Raw genomic sequence first — 18121 nt, 5'->3', positions numbered from 1 at the left:
GTACGATGAAAACCATCAAAGGGCCGGCGATTTTCCTCGCCCAGTTCATGGGCGACGAGGTGCCGTTCGATAACCTCGCGCACCTGGCGGGTTGGGCGGCGAGTCTCGGCTTCAAGGGGATTCAGGTGCCATGCGATACGCGCCTGATCGATCTCGAGCAGGCGGCGGCGAGCCAGACCTATTGCGATGAGCTGCGCGAGATCGCGGAAGACGCGGGCGTGACGATTACCGAACTGTCGACGCATCTGCAAGGGCAACTCGTTGCGGTGCATCCGGCCTACGACGCATTGTTCGACGGCTTTGCCGCGCAGCACGTGCGCGGCAATCCTGCTGCGCGCACGCAGTGGGCCATCGAGCAGATGAAGCTCGCAGCGAAGGCTTCGCAGCGCTTGAGTCTCGATACGCATGTTTCGTTTTCCGGCGCACTGGCGTGGCCGTATCTGTATCCATGGCCACAGCGTCCGGCAGGTTTGATCGAGGCCGCTTTCGACGAACTCGCGCGCCGCTGGGCACCGATTCTCGATGCGTTCGACGAAGTGGGTGTGGATGTGTGCTACGAATTGCATCCAGGCGAGGACCTGTACGACGGCGTGAGCTTCGAGCGCTTTCTGGATGCGGTGAAACAGCACCCGCGCGCGAACATCCTTTACGACCCGAGCCATTTCGTCTTGCAGCAACTGGACTACCTCGCGTTCATCGACATCTATCACGAGCGCATCAAGGCGTTCCATGTGAAGGATGCGGAATTTCGTCCGAGCGGCAAGCAGGGCGTGTACGGCGGCTATAGCGGCTGGGTTGAGCGCGCGGGGCGCTTCCGGTCGCTTGGCGACGGGCAGATCGATTTCGGTGCGATCTTCTCGAAGATGGCGCAATACGATTTTCCGGGTTGGGCGGTGCTGGAATGGGAGTGCGCGTTGAAGCATCCGCAGGATGGCGCGCGTGAAGGCGCAGAGTTCATACGCCGTCACATCATTCGTGTGGCCGAGCACGCGTTCGACGATTTCGCCGGCAGCGGTGTAGATGCCGCACAGTTAAAACGCGTGCTTGGAATTTGACTGCGCTCTAATACTGGAGTGGCTAAAGCAGATCGAAAAGGAGCGAGGGTGTCGCAAGGAAAACACAGAAAACTCCGGCTCGGCATGGTCGGTGGCGGCCAGGGCGCGTTTATCGGCGCAGTGCATCGGATCGCGGCGCGGCTCGACGATCGCTTCGAACTGCTGGCAGGTGCGTTGTCCTCCGATCCGCAGCGTGCGCAAGCGAGCGCGGCCGAGGCCGGTATCGCGCGCAGCTACGCGGACTGGCGCGAGATGGCGCGCGCCGAAGCCGCCCGTGGGGACGGTATCGACGCGGTCGCAATCGTCACGCCGAATCATCTGCATGCGCCAGTAGCGACGGCTTTTCTCGAGGCGGGCATCCATGTGATCTGCGACAAGCCGCTGGCCATCTCGTTAGCGGAGGGCGAGGCACTGGCAAAGCTCGCTCGCGAGAAGAACAGGCTGTTCGCGCTAACGCATACGTATTCCGGTTACCCGCTCGTACGCCATGGCCGTGAGCTCATCGAGAACGGCGAACTCGGTGAAATACGCGTGGTGCAAGTCGAATATGCACAGGACTGGCTGGCCGAGCCGATCGAAACAGGCGGCACGAACAAGCAGGCTGGCTGGCGTACGGATCCCTCGTTAGCGGGTCCTGCCGGCTGTCTGGGCGACATCGGCACGCATGCGTATCACCTTGCCGCCTTCATGACGGGCATGACGCCGTCGTCGTTATCGGCAGAGTTGCATACGTTTGTGCCGGGCCGCCGTATCGACGACCACGTGCAGGCGATGTTGCGCTATCCGAACGGCGCGCTCGGCATGCTGTGGGCGAGCCAGGTGGCAAGCGGCGCGGAGAATGCGCTGCGTCTGCGGGTGTATGGGACGAAAGCAAATCTTGCCTTCGATCAGGAGAATCCGAACGAATTGTGGTTCACGCCGCTGGGCGGCGCGGCTGAGCGTCTGACGCGCGGGCGGGTGAAAAGCGTACTCGCCGCGCACGCGACACGCGTGCCGGCGGGGCATCCTGAGGGTTATCTGGAAGCGTTCGCGCAGTTGTACAAAGATGCGGCCCTACAGATCGAAGCGTTGAACGCGGGTCAACCGTTACCCGCCGAAAGCCTGCTGCTGACCACGGTGGATGACGGGGTGGCGGGCCTGCGCTTCATCGACGCGGTGTTGGCAAGCAGCGCGGCGGACGGTCAGTGGCGCGAGATCGCGAGCGGCTGAGAAATCCTCAACCGCCCTTGCTCTTCCTGATCTGCTCTTCAAAGGCGATATCGAGCTTGCTTGCCTTACGCGGCTTGGGCGGTCCAAAACCGTCGACGAATTTGACGAAATCGTCGAGCGTGAGCGGATCGGAAACCTTCTTGTCCGTGCCGCTCGATTTGTCGACCAGATAAAACAGGCCGCCGGACAGGCTGATCGCGGCGAACTGCGGATTGCCGCTGCGGGTTTTCAGCCGCTCGACGGCGTGGATGGCTCGGGTGGTGCGCATGATGGGGGACGGCTGGTCGGGGAAAGGCTTCTACTGTAGCAACTTCGCGCACTGCACGCGAAATTGCTACATTGCGCGGACTTAGCCGTTACACGCGATCCTTCACGGTGTACGCCTTGCGTTTGAACTTGCGTCGCAGCCAGTCCGCCCAGTCCTCGAGCACCGTGTAGACCACCGGCACGACCACCAGCGTCAGAATCGACGACGTAATCACGCCGCCGATCACCGTCTGTCCGAGTGGCCCGCGTTGCTCCCCGCCTTCGCCGAGCGCCGCCGCCAGCGGCAGCATGCCGAAGATCATCGCCAGCGTGGTCATCAGAATCGGCCGCAGACGCACACGTGCCGCTTCGAGCAGCGCTTCTCGCCGTTCCATCATGCGGCCCTTGCCGGATGCGTCGAGCAGGGTGCCGCGCCGCGCCTGGTTCGCGAAGTCGATCAGCAAAATTGCGTTCTTTGTCACGAGACCCATCAGCATCACGAAGCCGATGATCGAGAACATGTTCAGCGTACTACCGAACAGCAGCAGCGCGATCAGCACGCCGATCAGGGTGAGCGGTAGCGACGCCATGATGGCGAGCGGCTGCGCGAAGCTGGCGAATTGCGATGCGAGAATCATGTAGATAAAGATCACCGCGAGCGCTAACGCCTCCACCGCGTAGACGAACGACTCGTTCATGCTCTTGGTCGAGCCTTCGAATCGATAGTGATAGCCCGCCGGCAAATGCATCGCGTCGAGTGTCTTCGCGACGTCCGAAGCCACTTCGCCAGGCGAGCGGCCATTCACGTTCGCCGACAGCATCACCTCGCGCTGCAGGTCGCGCCGGTTCAACACGTCGGGGCCGGTCGTCTTGACGATATCCGCGATCTGCCGCAGCGGCACCAGCACGGGCGCGCCGTTCGAGTCCGTGCGGCTGGTGGCGATCATCAGCCTCGCCAGATCGTCCACGTCCTCGCGCTGCGCACGCGGCAAGCGCACGCTGACGTCGTAGTCCTGGTCGTCGGGCGCGCGCCACGTGCTGATCGCGTCGCCGGAAAGCAGCGGCCGCAACGCGGTGCCGATATCGGCCACGCCCACGCCGAGGTCGGATGCCAGTTCGCGTTTCACGTTGATCGCGACAATCGGCTTATCCGCCTTGAGACTCGAATCGAGATCGACGAGCCCTGGGATCTTTGCAATCCGCGCCTGAGCCGCATCCGAAAGCCGGCGCAGTTCGTCGATGTTGTCGCCCTGCAAGCTCAACTGGATTGCTTTCGTGCTGCCGGCACCGTCGGGCATGCCGATTTCGGTGATCGACACGCCCGCCACCGAGGCAAGCCGCGCGCGAAATGCGTCGTTCAGTTCGGCCATGCCGCGCGTGCGGTCGCGGCGGTCCTTCAGGCGCACGGTGATCAGCGCGGTGTTCTTACCTTGCGTATTGCCTGAGTTGACTGTGGCGTAACTGAAGCGCACTTCGGGGTAGGTGGCGAGAATTGCCTGCACCTGTTTCACTTTTTCCGAAGTGGCCTCAAGCGAGGTGCCCACCGGTGTGTTCAAACCGATCTGCGTTTCGGAGAAGTCCGCATTCGGCACGAACTCGGTGCCGACGAACGGCACCAGAAACAGGCTGCCGAAGAACGTGGCCGCGGCCACGACCAGCGTGATCGCGCGGTGCTTCAGCGACCAGCCGAGCAGACGCTGGTAGAACGTGGTGAGCCGGTCGATCTGCTTGTCGAACAGATGCAGCGAACGTCCGATGATGCGCCCATAGCGGTGGCCCTTGCGGCCCGTGTCGGCGTCGTGCAGATCGGGGTCCGGCCAGATGGAGGACAGCATCGGATCGAGCGTGAACGACACGAACATCGAGATCAGCACGGCGGCGGCTACCGTGATGCCGAACTGATGGAAGAAGCGGCCGATGATGCCGCCCATGAAGCCCACTGGCAGAAATACGGCGACGATCGAAAAGGTGGTCGCCAGCACGGCGAGCGCGATTTCCTTGGTGCCGTCGAGCGCGGCGGTGCGGTGGTCCGCGCCGAGCTGTACGTGCCGCACGATGTTTTCGCGCACCACGATCGCATCGTCGATCAGCAAACCGACACATAAAGATAACGCCATCAGCGTAATCACGTTGATCGTGAAACCGCACGCGTACATCACTGCGAAGGTGCCGATCAGCGCGATCGGCAGGGTGAGGCCGGTGATCACCGTACTGCGCCACGAGCCGAGGAACAGGAACACGATCAGCACCGTCAGCAGCGCGCCTTCGAGGAGGGTGCCCTTCACTTCGTTGACGCTTTCCTCGATGTTGATCGACGAATCGTCGGTGATATCGAGTTTGACGCCCGGCGGCAGTTGCGGTTGCAGCAGGGCGACGGCGTCACGCACGCCGTGCGCGACGTCCACGGTGTTTTCGCCTTGCGCCTTGATGATCGACAGGAACAGCGCGCGCTGCCCATTCAGCAAGGCCATGCTGTCTGGTTCCTGCTGACCGTCCACGACATCGGCGACCTGATCGAGCGTGACGGGCTGAGTGGCGGAGGTGGCGGTCGGAATCGCCGACTGCGCGCCGCGCCGCGCGACGATGATGCGTTTGAAATCGTCCGGTTTCTCGAAGCGGCCTTTGACCTGTACGGTCTGTTCGATCGTGCTCGATGTGAGCGGACCGGCCGGAATCTCCTGGTTCTCGTTCTGCACGGCACGGATCACCTGATCGACGCCGATCGACAGCGCCTGCAGCTTCTGCGGATTCACGTCGATCTGCACTTGCCGCTTTACGCCGCCCACCAGCGACACCGAGCCGACGCCGCGCACGGTTTCGAGCCGCTTGCGCACGATCTGATCGGCGACCGTGGTGAGATCGCGCGTGGACAGCGACGCGCCTGGCGCGTTCGAGATCGCCACGGTGATGATCGGCATATCCGACGGGTCGTAGCGCAGCACGCGCGGATCTTTCACGCCGTCGCGCAGATCGGGGCGAATCAGCGCGATCTTGTCGCGCACGTCCTGGGCGGCTTGCACTGCGTCCACGGAAAGATCGAATTGCACGATCACGATCGACTGCGCGTCGTATGAACGCGAGGTGATTTCGTCGATGCCGCTGATCGTGTTGACCGCTTCTTCGATCTTGCGCGTGACGTCCGACTCGACCGATTCCGGCGAGGCCCCCGGATACGCGGTCTGCACGACCACGACCGGAAATGCGATGTCCGGGAACTGATCGACCTTGAGCCGCTGATAAGAAAACAGCCCGATGACGAGCAGCGCCATCATCATCATCGTGGCGAGCACCGGGTTGCCGATGCTGATGCGGGTGAACCACATGGGCAAGGACTCCGGTCAGCGTGCGCTGCTTGCGCCCGGCACGCCGGCCGCCGGCGGGGAGGTTTGCCCTGACTGGGCGGGCTGGGCGGGTTGCACCACGTGCACGGTGCTGCCGATCCGCAATGAGCCGAGATTGTTCTGCACGATCTGCTGGCCAGGCGTCAATGGGCCGCCGACGATCTCGATCCAGGCGCTGCCGTCGGCATCGCCGGTTACGCCAGTCTCCACCGTTTGCTCGACCAGCTTGCCGTTGACGAGCGCATAGACCGTGTGGCGCGTGCCGTCCGTGCGGATGGCGGTGGCCGGGACAACCAGCGCATTCTGCCGGCTGCCGACCGAGATCGTGCCGGTGCCGAACATGCCGACCCGCAGCGTGCCCGACGGATTGGCGACTTGCACATACACCATGATCGAACGCGAACCGGCTTGGGCCGCCGGATTGATGCGCGTGATCGAACCCTGGATGGGCGTGTCGATGCCGTCGAAGGCGATCTGGATCGGCTGGCCGATCCGCACGCGGCCGATCTCGCCGACCGGCACGGGTGCTTCCAGTTCGAGCGTGCGCAGATCGACCACGTCGAAGAGCTTGGTATCGACGGCAACCTTCTCGCCCGGTTCAACCGTGCGCGAGGCGATCTGTCCGTCGAGCGGCGAGCGCACGACGGTGTCGTCCAACGACAGATTCGACGACGCCAGCGCGGCCTTCGCCGCGTCGAGATTCGCGCGGGCGATCTGATACTGGCTTTGCGCGGTGTCGAAGGCATTTTTCGAAATGAAGCCTTTTTCGACCAGCACGCGGTTGTTGTCGAGCGTCTGTCTGGCAATGTCGAGCTGGCCGGCCATCGCCGCCATCTGGCCGCGCGTCTGCTCGGCGCGGGCGACGTAGTCGCGGGCGTCGATCTTCGCGAGAATCTGGCCGGTCTTGACCGGATCGCCTTCGCGCACCATCACGTTGAGCGCCGAGCCGGCCACCTTCGATTTCACCGCGGCTTGCGTGACGGCGCGTAGCGACCCGGTCAACGGCAGCGTTTCGGAGAGCGTGCGGCGGCTCACGGTGGTGAGGTCGTCAGGTGCGAATTCGACGACGGAAGAGGGCGCTTCGACGCTGGCGGCGTCGGCGCCGCTGCGCTTCCTAATGGCGTGACCGATCGCGATAGCCAGGAACACGACGGCTATAACGGCGGCGATGATGATGCGTTTTCTGGTTTTTAGCATGCGCGGTCTGACGGACTTCACGGGCTGGCGAGCAGCGGCGGCCTTGTGGTTACAAGGCACCGCGCGCTCGCCCGGAATCAGCGAAATTAGCCGGTGCCTGCGCTCACTGCAAGCTGGCCGTCAGCATGGTACACGCTGCTTGCAAGGTGTGCGCCGCTCGATCGGTGTGCTCGATCAAACGGCACGCGCATTGACTCGAATGTCACTCGCCCGGACGGGCGAAGGGAGGCGCAAGCGCCGCGCACGGCCCGGCAGCAATGGAAAAGGCCGCGCGCATGCGTTGCTTACTGGCTCAAGTACACGAATTTGCCGTTCTTGATGATGCCCATTACGCTCGCGCGCTGATCCAGACCGACGTGATCTTTCGGGCTCGTATTGACCACCCCGTTCGGGACGACCAGTTCATGCGCGTGCTCCAGTTCGTCGCGCAAGGCGACGCGGAAAGCCGGTGTGCCCGGCTGCGCTGTCTTCAACGCCCGTGCGACCGCATCCTGCAGGCGCGGATACACGCCTGCCGCATCGCCCGCGAACTGCGTGACGCTGCCCGGGCCGTACTTCGCTTCATATTCGTTGGTGAACGCGAGCGCGGCCTTCTTCGCCGGATGGTCGGCCGGCAGCGTGCGCGCCACCACGACCGGCTGGGTCGGGAACAGCGTGCCTTCCACGTCCTTGCCGCCCAGCTTGATGAACTCAGGCGTGGCGATGCCGTGCGTCTGATAGATCGGGCCTTTGTAGCCGCGCTCGATCAGCGTGCGTTGCGGCAGCACGGTCGGCGTGCCGGCCCCGGCGATCAGGATCGCGTCCGGTTTGGCGGCCATCAGCTTGAGGATCTGGCCGGTGACGCTGGCGTCCGTGCGGTTGTAGCGCTCTGTCGCTACCAGTTGGATATGCCGCAGGGCCGCGAACTTGCTGAATTCGTTGAGCCAGCTTTCGCCGTAGCCGTCGGCGAAACCGATGAAGCCTACCGTCTTCACGTTGTGGTTCGACATGTAACGCGTCATCACGTCGGCCATCGCGCTATCGGTCTGCGCCATCTTGTAGGCCCACACCTTTTTGCCTTCCTGCGGTTCGACCACGCTCGCCGAGCCGATCAGCGTAATCATCGGCGTCTGGCTTTCGGCAACCGGATCGAGCGCTGCCATCGCGGCCGGCGTGATATTCGGACCGACGATCACGTCGACGTGGTCTTCATTGATCAGCTTGCGGATGTTGCGGACCGCGTTGCCCGGGTCGGACGCGTCATCGAGAAAGATGTAGTCGGCTTTCTGGCCGGCGATCGTGGCCGGCCACATCAGCATCGCGTTCTTGCTCGTAATGCCGATCACGGCGGCGGGGCCGGTGCTCGACAGGTCGATGCCGACCTTGATGTCGGCCTGTGCTGCGGTAGCGAGCAAGAGCGCGCCGAGAGCGGCCAGGCCGCGAAGTTTGTTTTTATGCGACGTCATCAAGGGTCTCCGTAGCGGGAAGCGTGGTCAGTTCAAAGTTCGTAGGTTTCGTGTTCGCCTTTGAGCGCCTGTTCGATCAGCTTGCGGTTCATGCTCGGCGAGAGCAGTTCGACGAGCGTATACACATAGCTGCGCAGATACGCGCCCTGTTTCAGCGCGACGCGCGTCACATTGCTGCCGAACAGGTGGCCCACCGGCATCGCGCGCAGATGGCGGTCGCGCTCGGCGTTGAACGCGATATCCGCCATGATGCCGACACCCAGCCCCAATTCCACATAGGTCTTGATCACGTCGGCGTCGATTGCCTCCAGCACGATGTCCGGATGCAAGCCGCGCAGGCGGAACGCCTCGTTGATCTTGGTGCGGCCGGCGAACGCGTTGTCGTAGGTGATCAGCGGATATTGGGTCAGATCATCCAACGACAAAAGTTTGCGGTCGAGCAGCGGATGGTCCGGCTGCATCACGGCGACGTGGTGCCACTGGAAGCACGGCAGCGAGACCAGTTCCTTATAGTTGGCGATTGCTTCGGTGGCGATGGCCAGATCGGCCTGGTCGTGGATCACCATCTCGGCGACCTGTGTCGGGCTGCCTTGCAGAATTGAAAGGTGGACTTTCGGGAAGCGCTTCTTGAATTCGGCGATGGCGGCCGGAAGTGAATAGCGCGCCTGAGTGTGGGTGGCGGCGATCACCAGATTGCCCTGATCCTGCGCCGCGTAATCTTTACCGACCCGCTTCAGACTCTCGACTTCCTGCAAAATCCGCTCTACCGACTGCAGAATGATGCGCCCCGGCTCGGTCAGCGAGCGCACGCGCTTGCCGTGCCGCGTGAAGATTTCGACGCCCAGCTCGTCTTCCAGCTCGATGATCGCCTTGGAGACGCCCGGCTGGCTTGTAAACAGGGCTTTGGCCGCTTCGGTCAGGTTGAAATTCTGCCGCACAGCCTCGCGGACGAAGCGGAATTGATGCAGGTTCATATATAACCTCTCCGCATATCAAAAGAATTTTTTAGTCGTTTGAAATATAAGGCGAGTTTATTACGATCTGTCCATCTTTTTCAATATGGATATCTGTATTTGTCATAAGCAAATGAGCGATGGGTCTAAACGTTCATCGGCGGGTGGTGACAAACAGAGGTATCCAGGGCGCGACGGAACCGGGCGGCCGGCCCCCGGACTGCTGCGTATCACTGCAAAAATTGGGGTCCCCGAATGTACCAATACGATCAGTACGACCAGACCATCGTCGATGAACGGGTCGCGCAATACGCCGATCAGGTTCGCCGCCGTCTGTCGGGCGAATTGAGCGAAGAGGAGTTCCGTCCGCTGCGCCTGCAGAACGGTTTGTACATGCAGCGTCACGCGTACATGCACCGCATCGCGATTCCCTACGGCAACCTGCGCAGCGACCAGATGCGCGTACTGGCCGAGATCGCGCGCGTGCACGACCGCGGCTACGGCCACTTCTCGACGCGCTCGAACATCCAGTACAACTGGATCCAGCTCGAAGAAACGCCGGAAATCCTGCGCAAGCTCGCGGCTGTGCAGATGCACGGTATCCAGACCTCGGGCAACTGTATCCGTAACATCACGGCCGACCAGTTCGCGGGTGTGGCGCCAGACGAAGTGGTCGATCCGCGCCCCTGGGCAGAAATCCTGCGCCAATGGTCGACGTTCCACCCGGAATTCGCGTGGCTGCCGCGCAAGTTCAAGATTGCCGTGTCGGGTTCGAAGGAAGACCGGGCCGCCGTGCAGATCCACGACATGGGCGTGTATCTGAGGAAGAACGAGCAGGGCGAGCTGGTGGCCGACATTCTGGCCGGCGGCGGCATGGGCCGTACGCCGATCATCGGCGCGATCATCCGTCGCGATCTGCCGTGGCAACATCTGCTGACCTACTGCGAAGCCGTATTGCGTGTGTACAACCGCTATGGCCGCCGCGACAACATGTACAAGGCGCGCATCAAGATTCTCGTGAAGGCGCTGAGCCCGGAGAAATTCTCGGCGCAAGTCGAAGAAGAATGGCAGCACCTGAAAGACGGTCCGTCGACGCTCACGCAAACGGAAGTCGATCGCGTGTCGCAATACTTCCAGCCGCCGGTGTATGAAAAGCTGGCCGACACGGATGCATCGTTCGAAAAGCATTTGCTGGAAAGCCGTGCATTTGCGCGTTGGGTCGAGCGTAATGTGCGTCCGCACAAGGTGGAGGGTTATGCTTCTGTCACGTTGTCGCTGAAGCCGACCACGATCGCCCCGGGCGACGCCACCGACGCGCAGATGGAAGCGGTTGCGGATTGGGCCGACGAATACTCGCTCGGCGAAATCCGCGTGTCGCACGAACAGAACCTGATTCTCGCGAACGTGAAGAAGCGCGACTTGTTCGCGCTGTGGGAAAAAGCCAAGGCGCAAGGTTTCGCGACGCCGAATATCGGTTTGCTGACTGACATCATCGCGTGCCCGGGTGGCGATTTCTGCTCGCTCGCGAATGCGAAGTCGATTCCGATCGCGCTGGCGATCCAGGAGCGTTTCAACGATCTCGATTACGTGTACGACCTCGGCGACGTGTCGCTGAACATTTCGGGTTGTATCAATGCGTGTGGTCACCACCACGTCGGCAACATCGGCATTCTGGGCGTCGATAAGGACGGCTCGGAGTGGTATCAGGTGACGCTCGGCGGCGAGCAGGGTACGGGCGCCACGGGCGCGCATCTCGGCCGCGTGATCGGCCCGTCGTTCTCGGCGGAAGAAATGCCGGACGTGATGAGCAAGGTGATCGATACGTTCGTGGAAAATCGCTTTGAGGGCGAACGCTTTATCGAAACGTACAACCGCATCGGCATGGCTCCGTTCAAGGAACGTGTGTACGCCTCGCGTCAACCGGCTCACGCGTAACCGCGACAAGGATACTGAACAGATGGCTTCTATTATCAAGAACCGCGCAATCGTCAACGATGACTGGACGGTGGTGCGCGCCGCTGAAGACGGCACGCTGCCGGCGGTCGATGCGTTGCCGGCCGGCAAGGTACTGGTGCCGCTCGCACTGTGGCAAGCTGAGCGCGCGGCGCTGATCGCTTCGCGCAGCACCGCTGAAATCGGCGTGTGGCTCGCACCGGATAGCGAGCCGGCGGATATCGTCGGCGATTTCGACACGATCGCGCTGATCGGCGTGGACTTCCCGGTGTTCCGCGACGGCCGCGGCTATAGCATTGGCCGCCTGCTGCGCGAGCGTTATGGCTACAAGGGCGAACTGCGCGCGATCGGCGACGTGCTGCGCGATCAGCTGGCGTTCATGTTCCGCTGCGGCTTCGACGCCTACGCGTTGCGCGCCGATAAAGACTTCGACGACGCGCTGAAAGCTTTTGACGAATTCAGCTTCAACTATCAAGGCGCGGTAAACTCGTCGCCGCTGTTCCGCCGCCGTGAAGCGGGCGAACTGGCAAAGGCTTCGGCATGAGCTCCGCACAATCGCTCACGCCGGAACTCGCTGCGAAGGTCGAGCGTCTCGATACGCTGCTCGATTCGATCGCCGCGCGTCACGCGAACGTGAAGCTTGCCAGCAGCCTTGCCGCGGAAGACATGCTGCTCACGCACGCGATTCTGTCGCGTGGCGTGAAGATCGGCATCTTCTCGTTGAACACGGGCCGCCTGCATGCGGAAACGCTCGGCATGATCGATCGCGTGAAAGAGCGCTACGGTTACGATATCGAGCAGTTTCATCCGCAAGCTGCCGCGGTGGAAGAATATGTCGGCTCGCATGGTCTGAACGCGTTCTATGAAAGCGTCGATCTGCGCAAGCGCTGCTGTGAGATCCGCAAGGTCGAACCGTTGAACCGCGCGTTGTCGGACGTCAGCGCATGGGTGACGGGCCAGCGCCGCGAGCAGTCGGTGACGCGTGCCGAACTGCACGAGGAAGAACTTGATGCGGCGCGCAATATCGCCAAGTTCAATCCGCTGACGGACTGGACCGAAGCTGAAGTATGGGATTATCTGAAAGCGTTGGATGTGCCGGTCAATCCGCTGCATGCGCGCGGCTACCCGAGCATCGGCTGCGAGCCTTGTACCCGTGCGATTCGTCCCGGTGAAGACAGCCGGGCAGGGCGCTGGTGGTGGGAGTCGCGCGATACGAAGGAATGTGGCCTGCATATCACGACGATTACGCCGATCCCGGTCCGCAGCAGCGAGAACGCCTCGGCATAAAGCATTCAGGCGGCTCAGACCTTGGTTTTTGGTTTGAGCGCCGCACATACCGATTTGAATACTTCTGCCCGGGTTGGCAATTGCCAGCCCGGACGAATCTACGAAGGACCCCAACATGAGCACCACGCTCGATTCCACTGTGAATGCACCGCTTACCAACACGGCAACCCGGATGGATCACCTCGACTGGCTTGAGGCCGAGTCGATTCATATCCTGCGCGAACTGGTCGCCGAATGCCGCAAGCCCGCGTTGCTGTTTTCGGGCGGCAAGGATTCGGTGGTGGTGCTGCACCTCGCGCTGAAGGCGTTTGGCATTGGCGCGAATCGCAAGACCGTGTTGCCGTTCCCGCTCGTGCATATCGACACCGGCCACAACTACGACGAAGTGATCGACTTCCGCGATCGCCGCGCGAAAGAGATCGGCGCTGAACTGGTGGTGGGTCACGTCGAAGATTCGATCAAGCGCGGTACGGTGCGTTTGCGCCGCGAACTGGATTCGCGCAACGCCGCGCAAGCCGTGACGCTGCTCGAAACGATCGCTGAACATGAATACACGGCGCTGATCGGCGGCGCGCGCCGCGACGAAGAAAAGGCCCGTGCAAAAGAACGGATCTTCTCGTTCCGCGACGAATTCGGCCAATGGGATCCGAAGGCGCAGCGCCCGGAACTGTGGAGCCTGTATAACGCGCGTCTGCACAACGGCGAACATCTGCGCGTGTTCCCGATCTCGAACTGGACCGAACTCGACGTGTGGCAATACATCGCCCGCGAACAGCTCGAGCTGCCGTCGATCTATTACGCGCATCAACGTGAGATCGTGCGCCGTAACGGCCTGCTCGTGCCGGTCACGCCGCTCACGCCGATGCGTGAGGGTGAAACCAGCGAAACCGCGCTGGTGCGTTTCCGTACTGTGGGCGATATCAGCTGCACGTGCCCGGTGGAAAGCGATGCCGACGATCTCGAGAAGATCATCGCCGAAACGGCCGTGACGGAAATCACGGAACGCGGCGCGACGCGGATGGACGATCAGGTCTCCGAAGCCGCGATGGAACAGCGTAAGAAACAAGGTTATTTCTAAGCACACGGGGCAATGCAAATGAACATTCATCAACCAGAAGACCTCGGCGTGCTGCGTTTTATTACCGCGGGCAGCGTCGACGACGGCAAGAGCACGTTGATCGGCCGCCTGTTGTACGACAGCAAGGCGGTATTGAGCGACCAGCTCTCGGCACTGTCGCGGGCAAAGAATAAGCGTACCGTTGGCGACGAAATCGATTTGTCGCTGCTGACGGACGGCCTCGAAGCCGAACGCGAGCAGGGCATCACGATCGACGTTGCATACCGTTACTTTGCAACGGCCAAGCGCAAGTTCATCATCGCCGACACACCGGGCCACGAGCAGTACACGCGCAACATGGTGACGGGCGCATCGACCGCGCATGCGGCGATCATCCTGGTCGACGCAACGCGTGTGACGTTCGTCGACGGCGTCGCGCAACTGCTGCCGCAAACCAAGCGTCATAGCGCGATCGTGAAGCTGCTCGGCCTGCAGCACGCGATTGTTGCGATCAACAAGATGGACCTCGTCGACTACAGCGAAACGCGTTTCAACGAGATTCGCGATGCGTACGTCGAACTCGCGCGTCAACTGGGTCTGAGCGACGTGCGCTTCGTGCCGGTGTCGGCGCTGAAGGGCGACAACATCGTAACGGCTAGCGAAAGCATGCCGTGGTATGCAGGCGAGCCGTTGCTCGATCTGCTCGAGGCATTGCCGGTCGATGTTCCGACGGGTCAGGCGCTGCGCTTCCCGGTGCAATGGGTGGCGCGCCAGGACGGCAGCCAGGCCGACGACTTCCGCGGCTATATGGGCCGTGTCGAAGCGGGCGAGGTGACGGTTGGCGACACGATCGTCGTGCTGCCGGCGAATCGCGAAGCGACGGTTGCAGAGATCATCGCGCCGGTAACGGGCGGCACGGCCGCGGTGGACCGCGCGTTTGCCGGCCAAACCGTGACGATCCGTCTGGCGGAAGACGTCGACGTGTCGCGCGGCGACACCTTCGTGCTGCGCGAAGCGGCGCCGGAGCCTGCGAAGAAGCTGGAAGCCGACCTGTGCTGGTTCGACGACACGCCGCTGTCGACGCAACGCAAATATTTGCTGAAGCAGACCACCAACACGGTGTTCGCGCGGATTGGGGCGATCAAGGAAGTGCTCGACGTGCATACGCTGTCGCAGGCGACCGATCGCAAGGACCTGACGATGAACGACATTGGCCGTGTGGCGCTGACCTTGCAAAAGCCGCTGGTGTGCGACGTGTACGATTCGCATCAGGGCACGGGCGCATTCGTGCTGATCGACGAGGCGACGCATCACACGGTCGCGGCTGGGATGATTCGGGCCTTTTCGGCCTGAGTTGCCGGCTGGACGATTGACACGACGTCGCGCGCTGGGTTTTGCACGAACCGGACGAAAGGGATTGAGGCAAATGGGTAAGGTGTATCTGATCGGTGCAGGGCCAGGGGCCGCGGATCTCATCACGGTGCGGGGCGCGCGGCTGCTCGGCATGGCGGACGTCGTGTTGCACGACGCGCTGGTTGAGCACGCGATGCTCGACTATGCACCGGCTCACGCGCGGCGGATTGCGGTGGGCAAGCGCTGTGGGCAGCTTTCGACGGCGCAGCAGTTCATCAACAAGCAGATCGTGGATGCTGCGCTTGAGCACGATGTGGTGGTGCGTCTGAAGGGTGGCGATCCGATGTTGTTCGGGCGTGCCGATGAGGAAATGCGGGCGCTTGAGGCTGCGGGTATCGAGTATGAGGTGGTGCCGGGGATTACCGCTGCGCTGGCTAGTGCGGCTGCGCTGAAGCGGTCTTTGACGCTTCGCGGTGTGTCGCGTAGCGTGGCGTTGGCTACGCATAGCCGGGCGGCCGATACTGAGGCGATCCGTGAGCAGGTGAATGCTGATTCGCTGGTGTTTTACATGGGGCGGGATAGCGGGCCTGAGATCGCTCAACAGCTGATCGATGCTGGGCGCGATGGGGCGACGCCTGTGGCGATTGTCGAGGCTTGTAGTACGCCTCGTGAGCGGACGCTCACTCTTACGCTTTCAGGGCTCGCTTGTGGCGATGCCCAGCAGTGGCTTGATGCTTCGCAGCCGAGTCTTTTGATGATTGGGGAGGCTTTTGCTGCCCGGCAGATGGGGGTGGGCCGCTCCGCGGGTGGGGTTTTGGTTGCTGCTTGATGGTTTCGGTTTTTGCCTGTTCGGCGGGTTTGTTGTTGGTCTGGTCCTTTGGCCTTTCCTTGAATTGTTAGTGGTCTATTAGCGTTGCCCCTGTGCGGGGCGGCACCTACTTTTCTTTGCCTGCCGCAAAGAAAAGTAGGCAAAAGAAAGCGGCTCAAACCGCTAATTCTTAAGCGGGTCTCCCGCGCAGCCACGGTAGTGGTGCATCTGGAATCTGTGTTCTCGCACACTCCGCCTCAGTGACAAGGCAGTCATACCTCCGGCGGCGCTGCGCGCGCCGACGTCCCATTCAAAAAACCATCAGTCATGCAAAGCATCAGCCAGGTTTCCCTGGCAGACCCGTCCGCGACGCACGTAGTGCGGAGTGGGAGCTGATGAGCCCTTTGTCAACGGCGCGGAGTGTGCGGGAGCACGGATTCCAGATGCACCACTACCGTGGCTGCGCGGGGAACCCGCTTATGAGCTTGCGGTGTGAAGCCGCTTTCTTTGCTTATCTTTCTTTGCGGCGGCAAAGAAAGTAAGTGCCGCCCCGCACAGGGGCAACGCTAATAGACCACTAACACAACAAGGAAAGGCCAAAGGCGCACCGCCAACAAACCACTACAAGGCAACGCCAAAAAACCAGATCAACAAACCCGCCGAACAGGCAAAAAACTCACCCCTGCCGAAGGCAATACTCAGCAACCGCCCCCAACACAGCCTCATCCTCCCCAACCGCGCCAGCGCACACAATCCTGACAGAAGGATACATCCCGCGACACCGCTCGATCACCTCCGGCAGATCCCTGCGAACATGCCCGCCCTGGCCAAAAAACACCGGCACAACGGTCACCACAGAACACCCGTCGGCGACAAGAGACCCCACCGCAGTCGGTAAATCCGGCTCCATCAACTCAAGAAAAGCCAGCAAAACCGGCCCAGCTTCAGCATCAGAACCGCGCGCAGCACGAACCTTCCCGGCAAGCCTCTCAAACGGCTCGCGCCAGCGTACATCCCTCGCGCCATGCGCGAACAATACCATCCCATGCGTAGCCATAACCCAGGCCCCTAATGGCGATCAACCCACTTCAATCCGACCAGACCCAGCACCAGATAAACAAGCCCAGGCGTAGCCGCAGTCAAAGGCGCAGGCCACGTATTCAACGTGCCGATGTGCGAGAACAGCGTGTTGAACAACTGGAAACTCATCCCCAGCATAATCCCGCCGAAAACCTTCACACCGACCACGCCGGCGCGCGTATGCAGATACGCAAACGGCAACGACAGCACCAGCATGACGAACACCGCAAACGGATACAACAGCTTGCGCCACAGCGCAATTTCATAACGCTGCGTGTCCTGATGATTCTCGGTCAAATGCTGGATGTAGCGGAACAGGTTGAACATCGACATCCGGTCCGGCGACACAAGCAGCACCGACAGAATCTGCGGTGTCAACTCCGAACGCAGCGAATACTCAGGCAAGGTCGTCTGCTTCGCGCGATACACCGGATTCAACGCATCGGCCGGCGTGCCAGTAGGAGGGGGCACGTCGATCAGTTGCGTGTCCGTCACGTCAGTCAGTTGCCAATGACCCGGTGGCTGGTAGGTGCCGCTCTTCGCAGTCCGCACATTGGACAAACGGAACTGCGAATCGAACTCGTAAATCCGCACATTGCTGATCGTCGCGTCCGGCTTCAATTCGCCGACATTCACGAAGCGCGTCACCTGCTCGCCATCCGCGCGCGCGGTGAGGGTGTCTTTCACCCACACGCCCGACTCGAAGTTGCTCGATACCGACGACCCCAGCGCCTCGAGCCGCACGCGTTCCGACAGCTGATCCGTGTACGGACCGACCACTTCGCCGATCAGATAGGTCAGGAATACCAGCGGAATGCCGATTTTCATGAGCGAGCGCAGCGCTTGATTGGTGGCGAGGCCGGACACGCGGAAAATCGTGTACTCGGAGTTCGCCGCCATTTGCGCGAACACATAGATCGCGCTGATCAACGCGGCAACCGGAATGATTTCGTAGAAACGCGACGGCGTTTGCAGCGCGACGCGCAGCACCGCGTACTGGAGCTTGTAGTTGCCGTGGCCGACGGAGTTCAGCTCGTTGATCAGGTCGAAGAAGAAAAACAGACCCGAGAACGCGAACAGAATAAAGATGAACGTGAGGTAGACCTGACGCGCGAAGTACTTTTCATAAATGCGCAT

15 protein-coding genes are annotated in these 18121 nt (G+C 61.7%); 8 read left to right on the top strand and 7 right to left on the bottom strand.

The window, feature by feature from the left end:
- The first annotated feature begins 5 nt into the window (after window positions 1-5).
- Together GH665_RS16570 and GH665_RS16565 are read left to right on the top strand one after the other, a co-directional pair.
- A complete protein-coding gene (locus GH665_RS16570) occupies window positions 6-1055 on the top strand; it encodes a sugar phosphate isomerase/epimerase family protein (protein ID WP_153136757.1) in 1050 nt (349 codons plus the stop codon).
- Between the two features lie 84 nt (window positions 1056-1139).
- Window positions 1140-2264: a Gfo/Idh/MocA family protein gene (locus GH665_RS16565; RefSeq protein ID WP_153138524.1), complete on the top strand. Its 1125-nt coding sequence runs from the start codon at window positions 1140-1142 to the stop codon at window positions 2262-2264.
- Between the two features lie 7 nt (window positions 2265-2271).
- Here GH665_RS16565 and GH665_RS16560 read toward each other — a convergent pair whose 3' ends face one another.
- The 5 genes from GH665_RS16560 to GH665_RS16540 all read right to left on the bottom strand — a co-directional run bounded on the left by GH665_RS16560 (window position 2272) and on the right by GH665_RS16540 (window position 9467).
- Window positions 2272-2532: a hypothetical protein gene (locus GH665_RS16560; protein ID WP_120297970.1), complete on the bottom strand. Its 261-nt coding sequence runs from the start codon at window positions 2530-2532 to the stop codon at window positions 2272-2274.
- Window positions 2533-2620: 88 nt separating this feature from the next.
- Window positions 2621-5833: an efflux RND transporter permease subunit gene (locus GH665_RS16555; RefSeq protein ID WP_153136756.1), complete on the bottom strand. Its 3213-nt coding sequence runs from the start codon at window positions 5831-5833 to the stop codon at window positions 2621-2623.
- Between the two features lie 15 nt (window positions 5834-5848).
- Complete coding sequence (locus tag GH665_RS16550; protein ID WP_153136755.1) at window positions 5849-7048, bottom strand: efflux RND transporter periplasmic adaptor subunit; 1200 nt, start codon at window positions 7046-7048, stop codon at window positions 5849-5851.
- 284 nt (window positions 7049-7332) lie between these two features.
- Window positions 7333-8493 (bottom strand): ABC transporter substrate-binding protein, encoded by a 1161-nt coding sequence (locus GH665_RS16545; protein ID WP_153136754.1) that lies wholly within the window; start codon window positions 8491-8493, stop codon window positions 7333-7335.
- Window positions 8494-8525: 32 nt separating this feature from the next.
- On the bottom strand, window positions 8526-9467 hold the full coding sequence (locus GH665_RS16540; RefSeq protein WP_028200562.1) for a CysB family HTH-type transcriptional regulator: 942 nt from the start codon (window positions 9465-9467) through the stop codon (window positions 8526-8528).
- Window positions 9468-9701: 234 nt separating this feature from the next.
- On the opposite strand from GH665_RS16540, the gene GH665_RS16535 reads away from it, so the two are divergent.
- The 6 genes from GH665_RS16535 (at window position 9702) to cobA (ending at window position 15925) form a co-directional block, all read left to right on the top strand.
- On the top strand, window positions 9702-11381 hold the full coding sequence (locus tag GH665_RS16535; RefSeq protein ID WP_153136753.1) for a nitrite/sulfite reductase: 1680 nt from the start codon (window positions 9702-9704) through the stop codon (window positions 11379-11381).
- A 22-nt stretch (window positions 11382-11403) separates the two neighbouring features.
- Complete coding sequence (locus GH665_RS16530; RefSeq protein WP_153136752.1) at window positions 11404-11943, top strand: DUF934 domain-containing protein; 540 nt, start codon at window positions 11404-11406, stop codon at window positions 11941-11943.
- Window positions 11940-12686 (top strand): phosphoadenylyl-sulfate reductase, encoded by a 747-nt coding sequence (locus GH665_RS16525; protein ID WP_153136751.1) that lies wholly within the window; start codon window positions 11940-11942, stop codon window positions 12684-12686. Before GH665_RS16530 ends, GH665_RS16525 begins: the two co-directional genes overlap by 4 nt.
- A gap of 115 nt (window positions 12687-12801) precedes the next feature.
- Window positions 12802-13764 carry a sulfate adenylyltransferase subunit CysD gene (gene cysD / locus GH665_RS16520; RefSeq protein ID WP_153136750.1) on the top strand — a complete coding sequence of 321 codons (963 nt, stop codon included), beginning with the start codon at window positions 12802-12804 and terminating at the stop codon, window positions 13762-13764.
- Between the two features lie 18 nt (window positions 13765-13782).
- Entirely contained in the window at window positions 13783-15096 is a 1314-nt protein-coding gene (locus GH665_RS16515) for a sulfate adenylyltransferase subunit 1 (RefSeq protein ID WP_153136749.1), read from the top strand.
- 73 nt (window positions 15097-15169) lie between these two features.
- Window positions 15170-15925 (top strand): uroporphyrinogen-III C-methyltransferase, encoded by a 756-nt coding sequence (cobA, locus tag GH665_RS16510; protein WP_153136748.1) that lies wholly within the window; start codon window positions 15170-15172, stop codon window positions 15923-15925.
- A gap of 655 nt (window positions 15926-16580) precedes the next feature.
- Here the strand turns inward: cobA and GH665_RS16505 are convergent.
- Together GH665_RS16505 and lptG are read right to left on the bottom strand one after the other, a co-directional pair.
- On the bottom strand, window positions 16581-16961 hold the full coding sequence (locus tag GH665_RS16505; protein WP_153136747.1) for a sirohydrochlorin chelatase: 381 nt from the start codon (window positions 16959-16961) through the stop codon (window positions 16581-16583).
- A gap of 11 nt (window positions 16962-16972) precedes the next feature.
- Window positions 16973-18121: an LPS export ABC transporter permease LptG gene (gene lptG / locus GH665_RS16500; protein WP_153136746.1), complete on the bottom strand. Its 1149-nt coding sequence runs from the start codon at window positions 18119-18121 to the stop codon at window positions 16973-16975.

The sequence above is a fragment of the Paraburkholderia agricolaris genome, assembly GCF_009455635.1.
In the GTDB taxonomy this organism is placed as follows: Bacteria; Pseudomonadota; Gammaproteobacteria; order Burkholderiales; family Burkholderiaceae; genus Paraburkholderia; species Paraburkholderia agricolaris.
The sequence above is the reverse complement of the archived record's forward strand: the minus strand, read 5'-3'. Positions and strand labels throughout refer to the sequence as shown.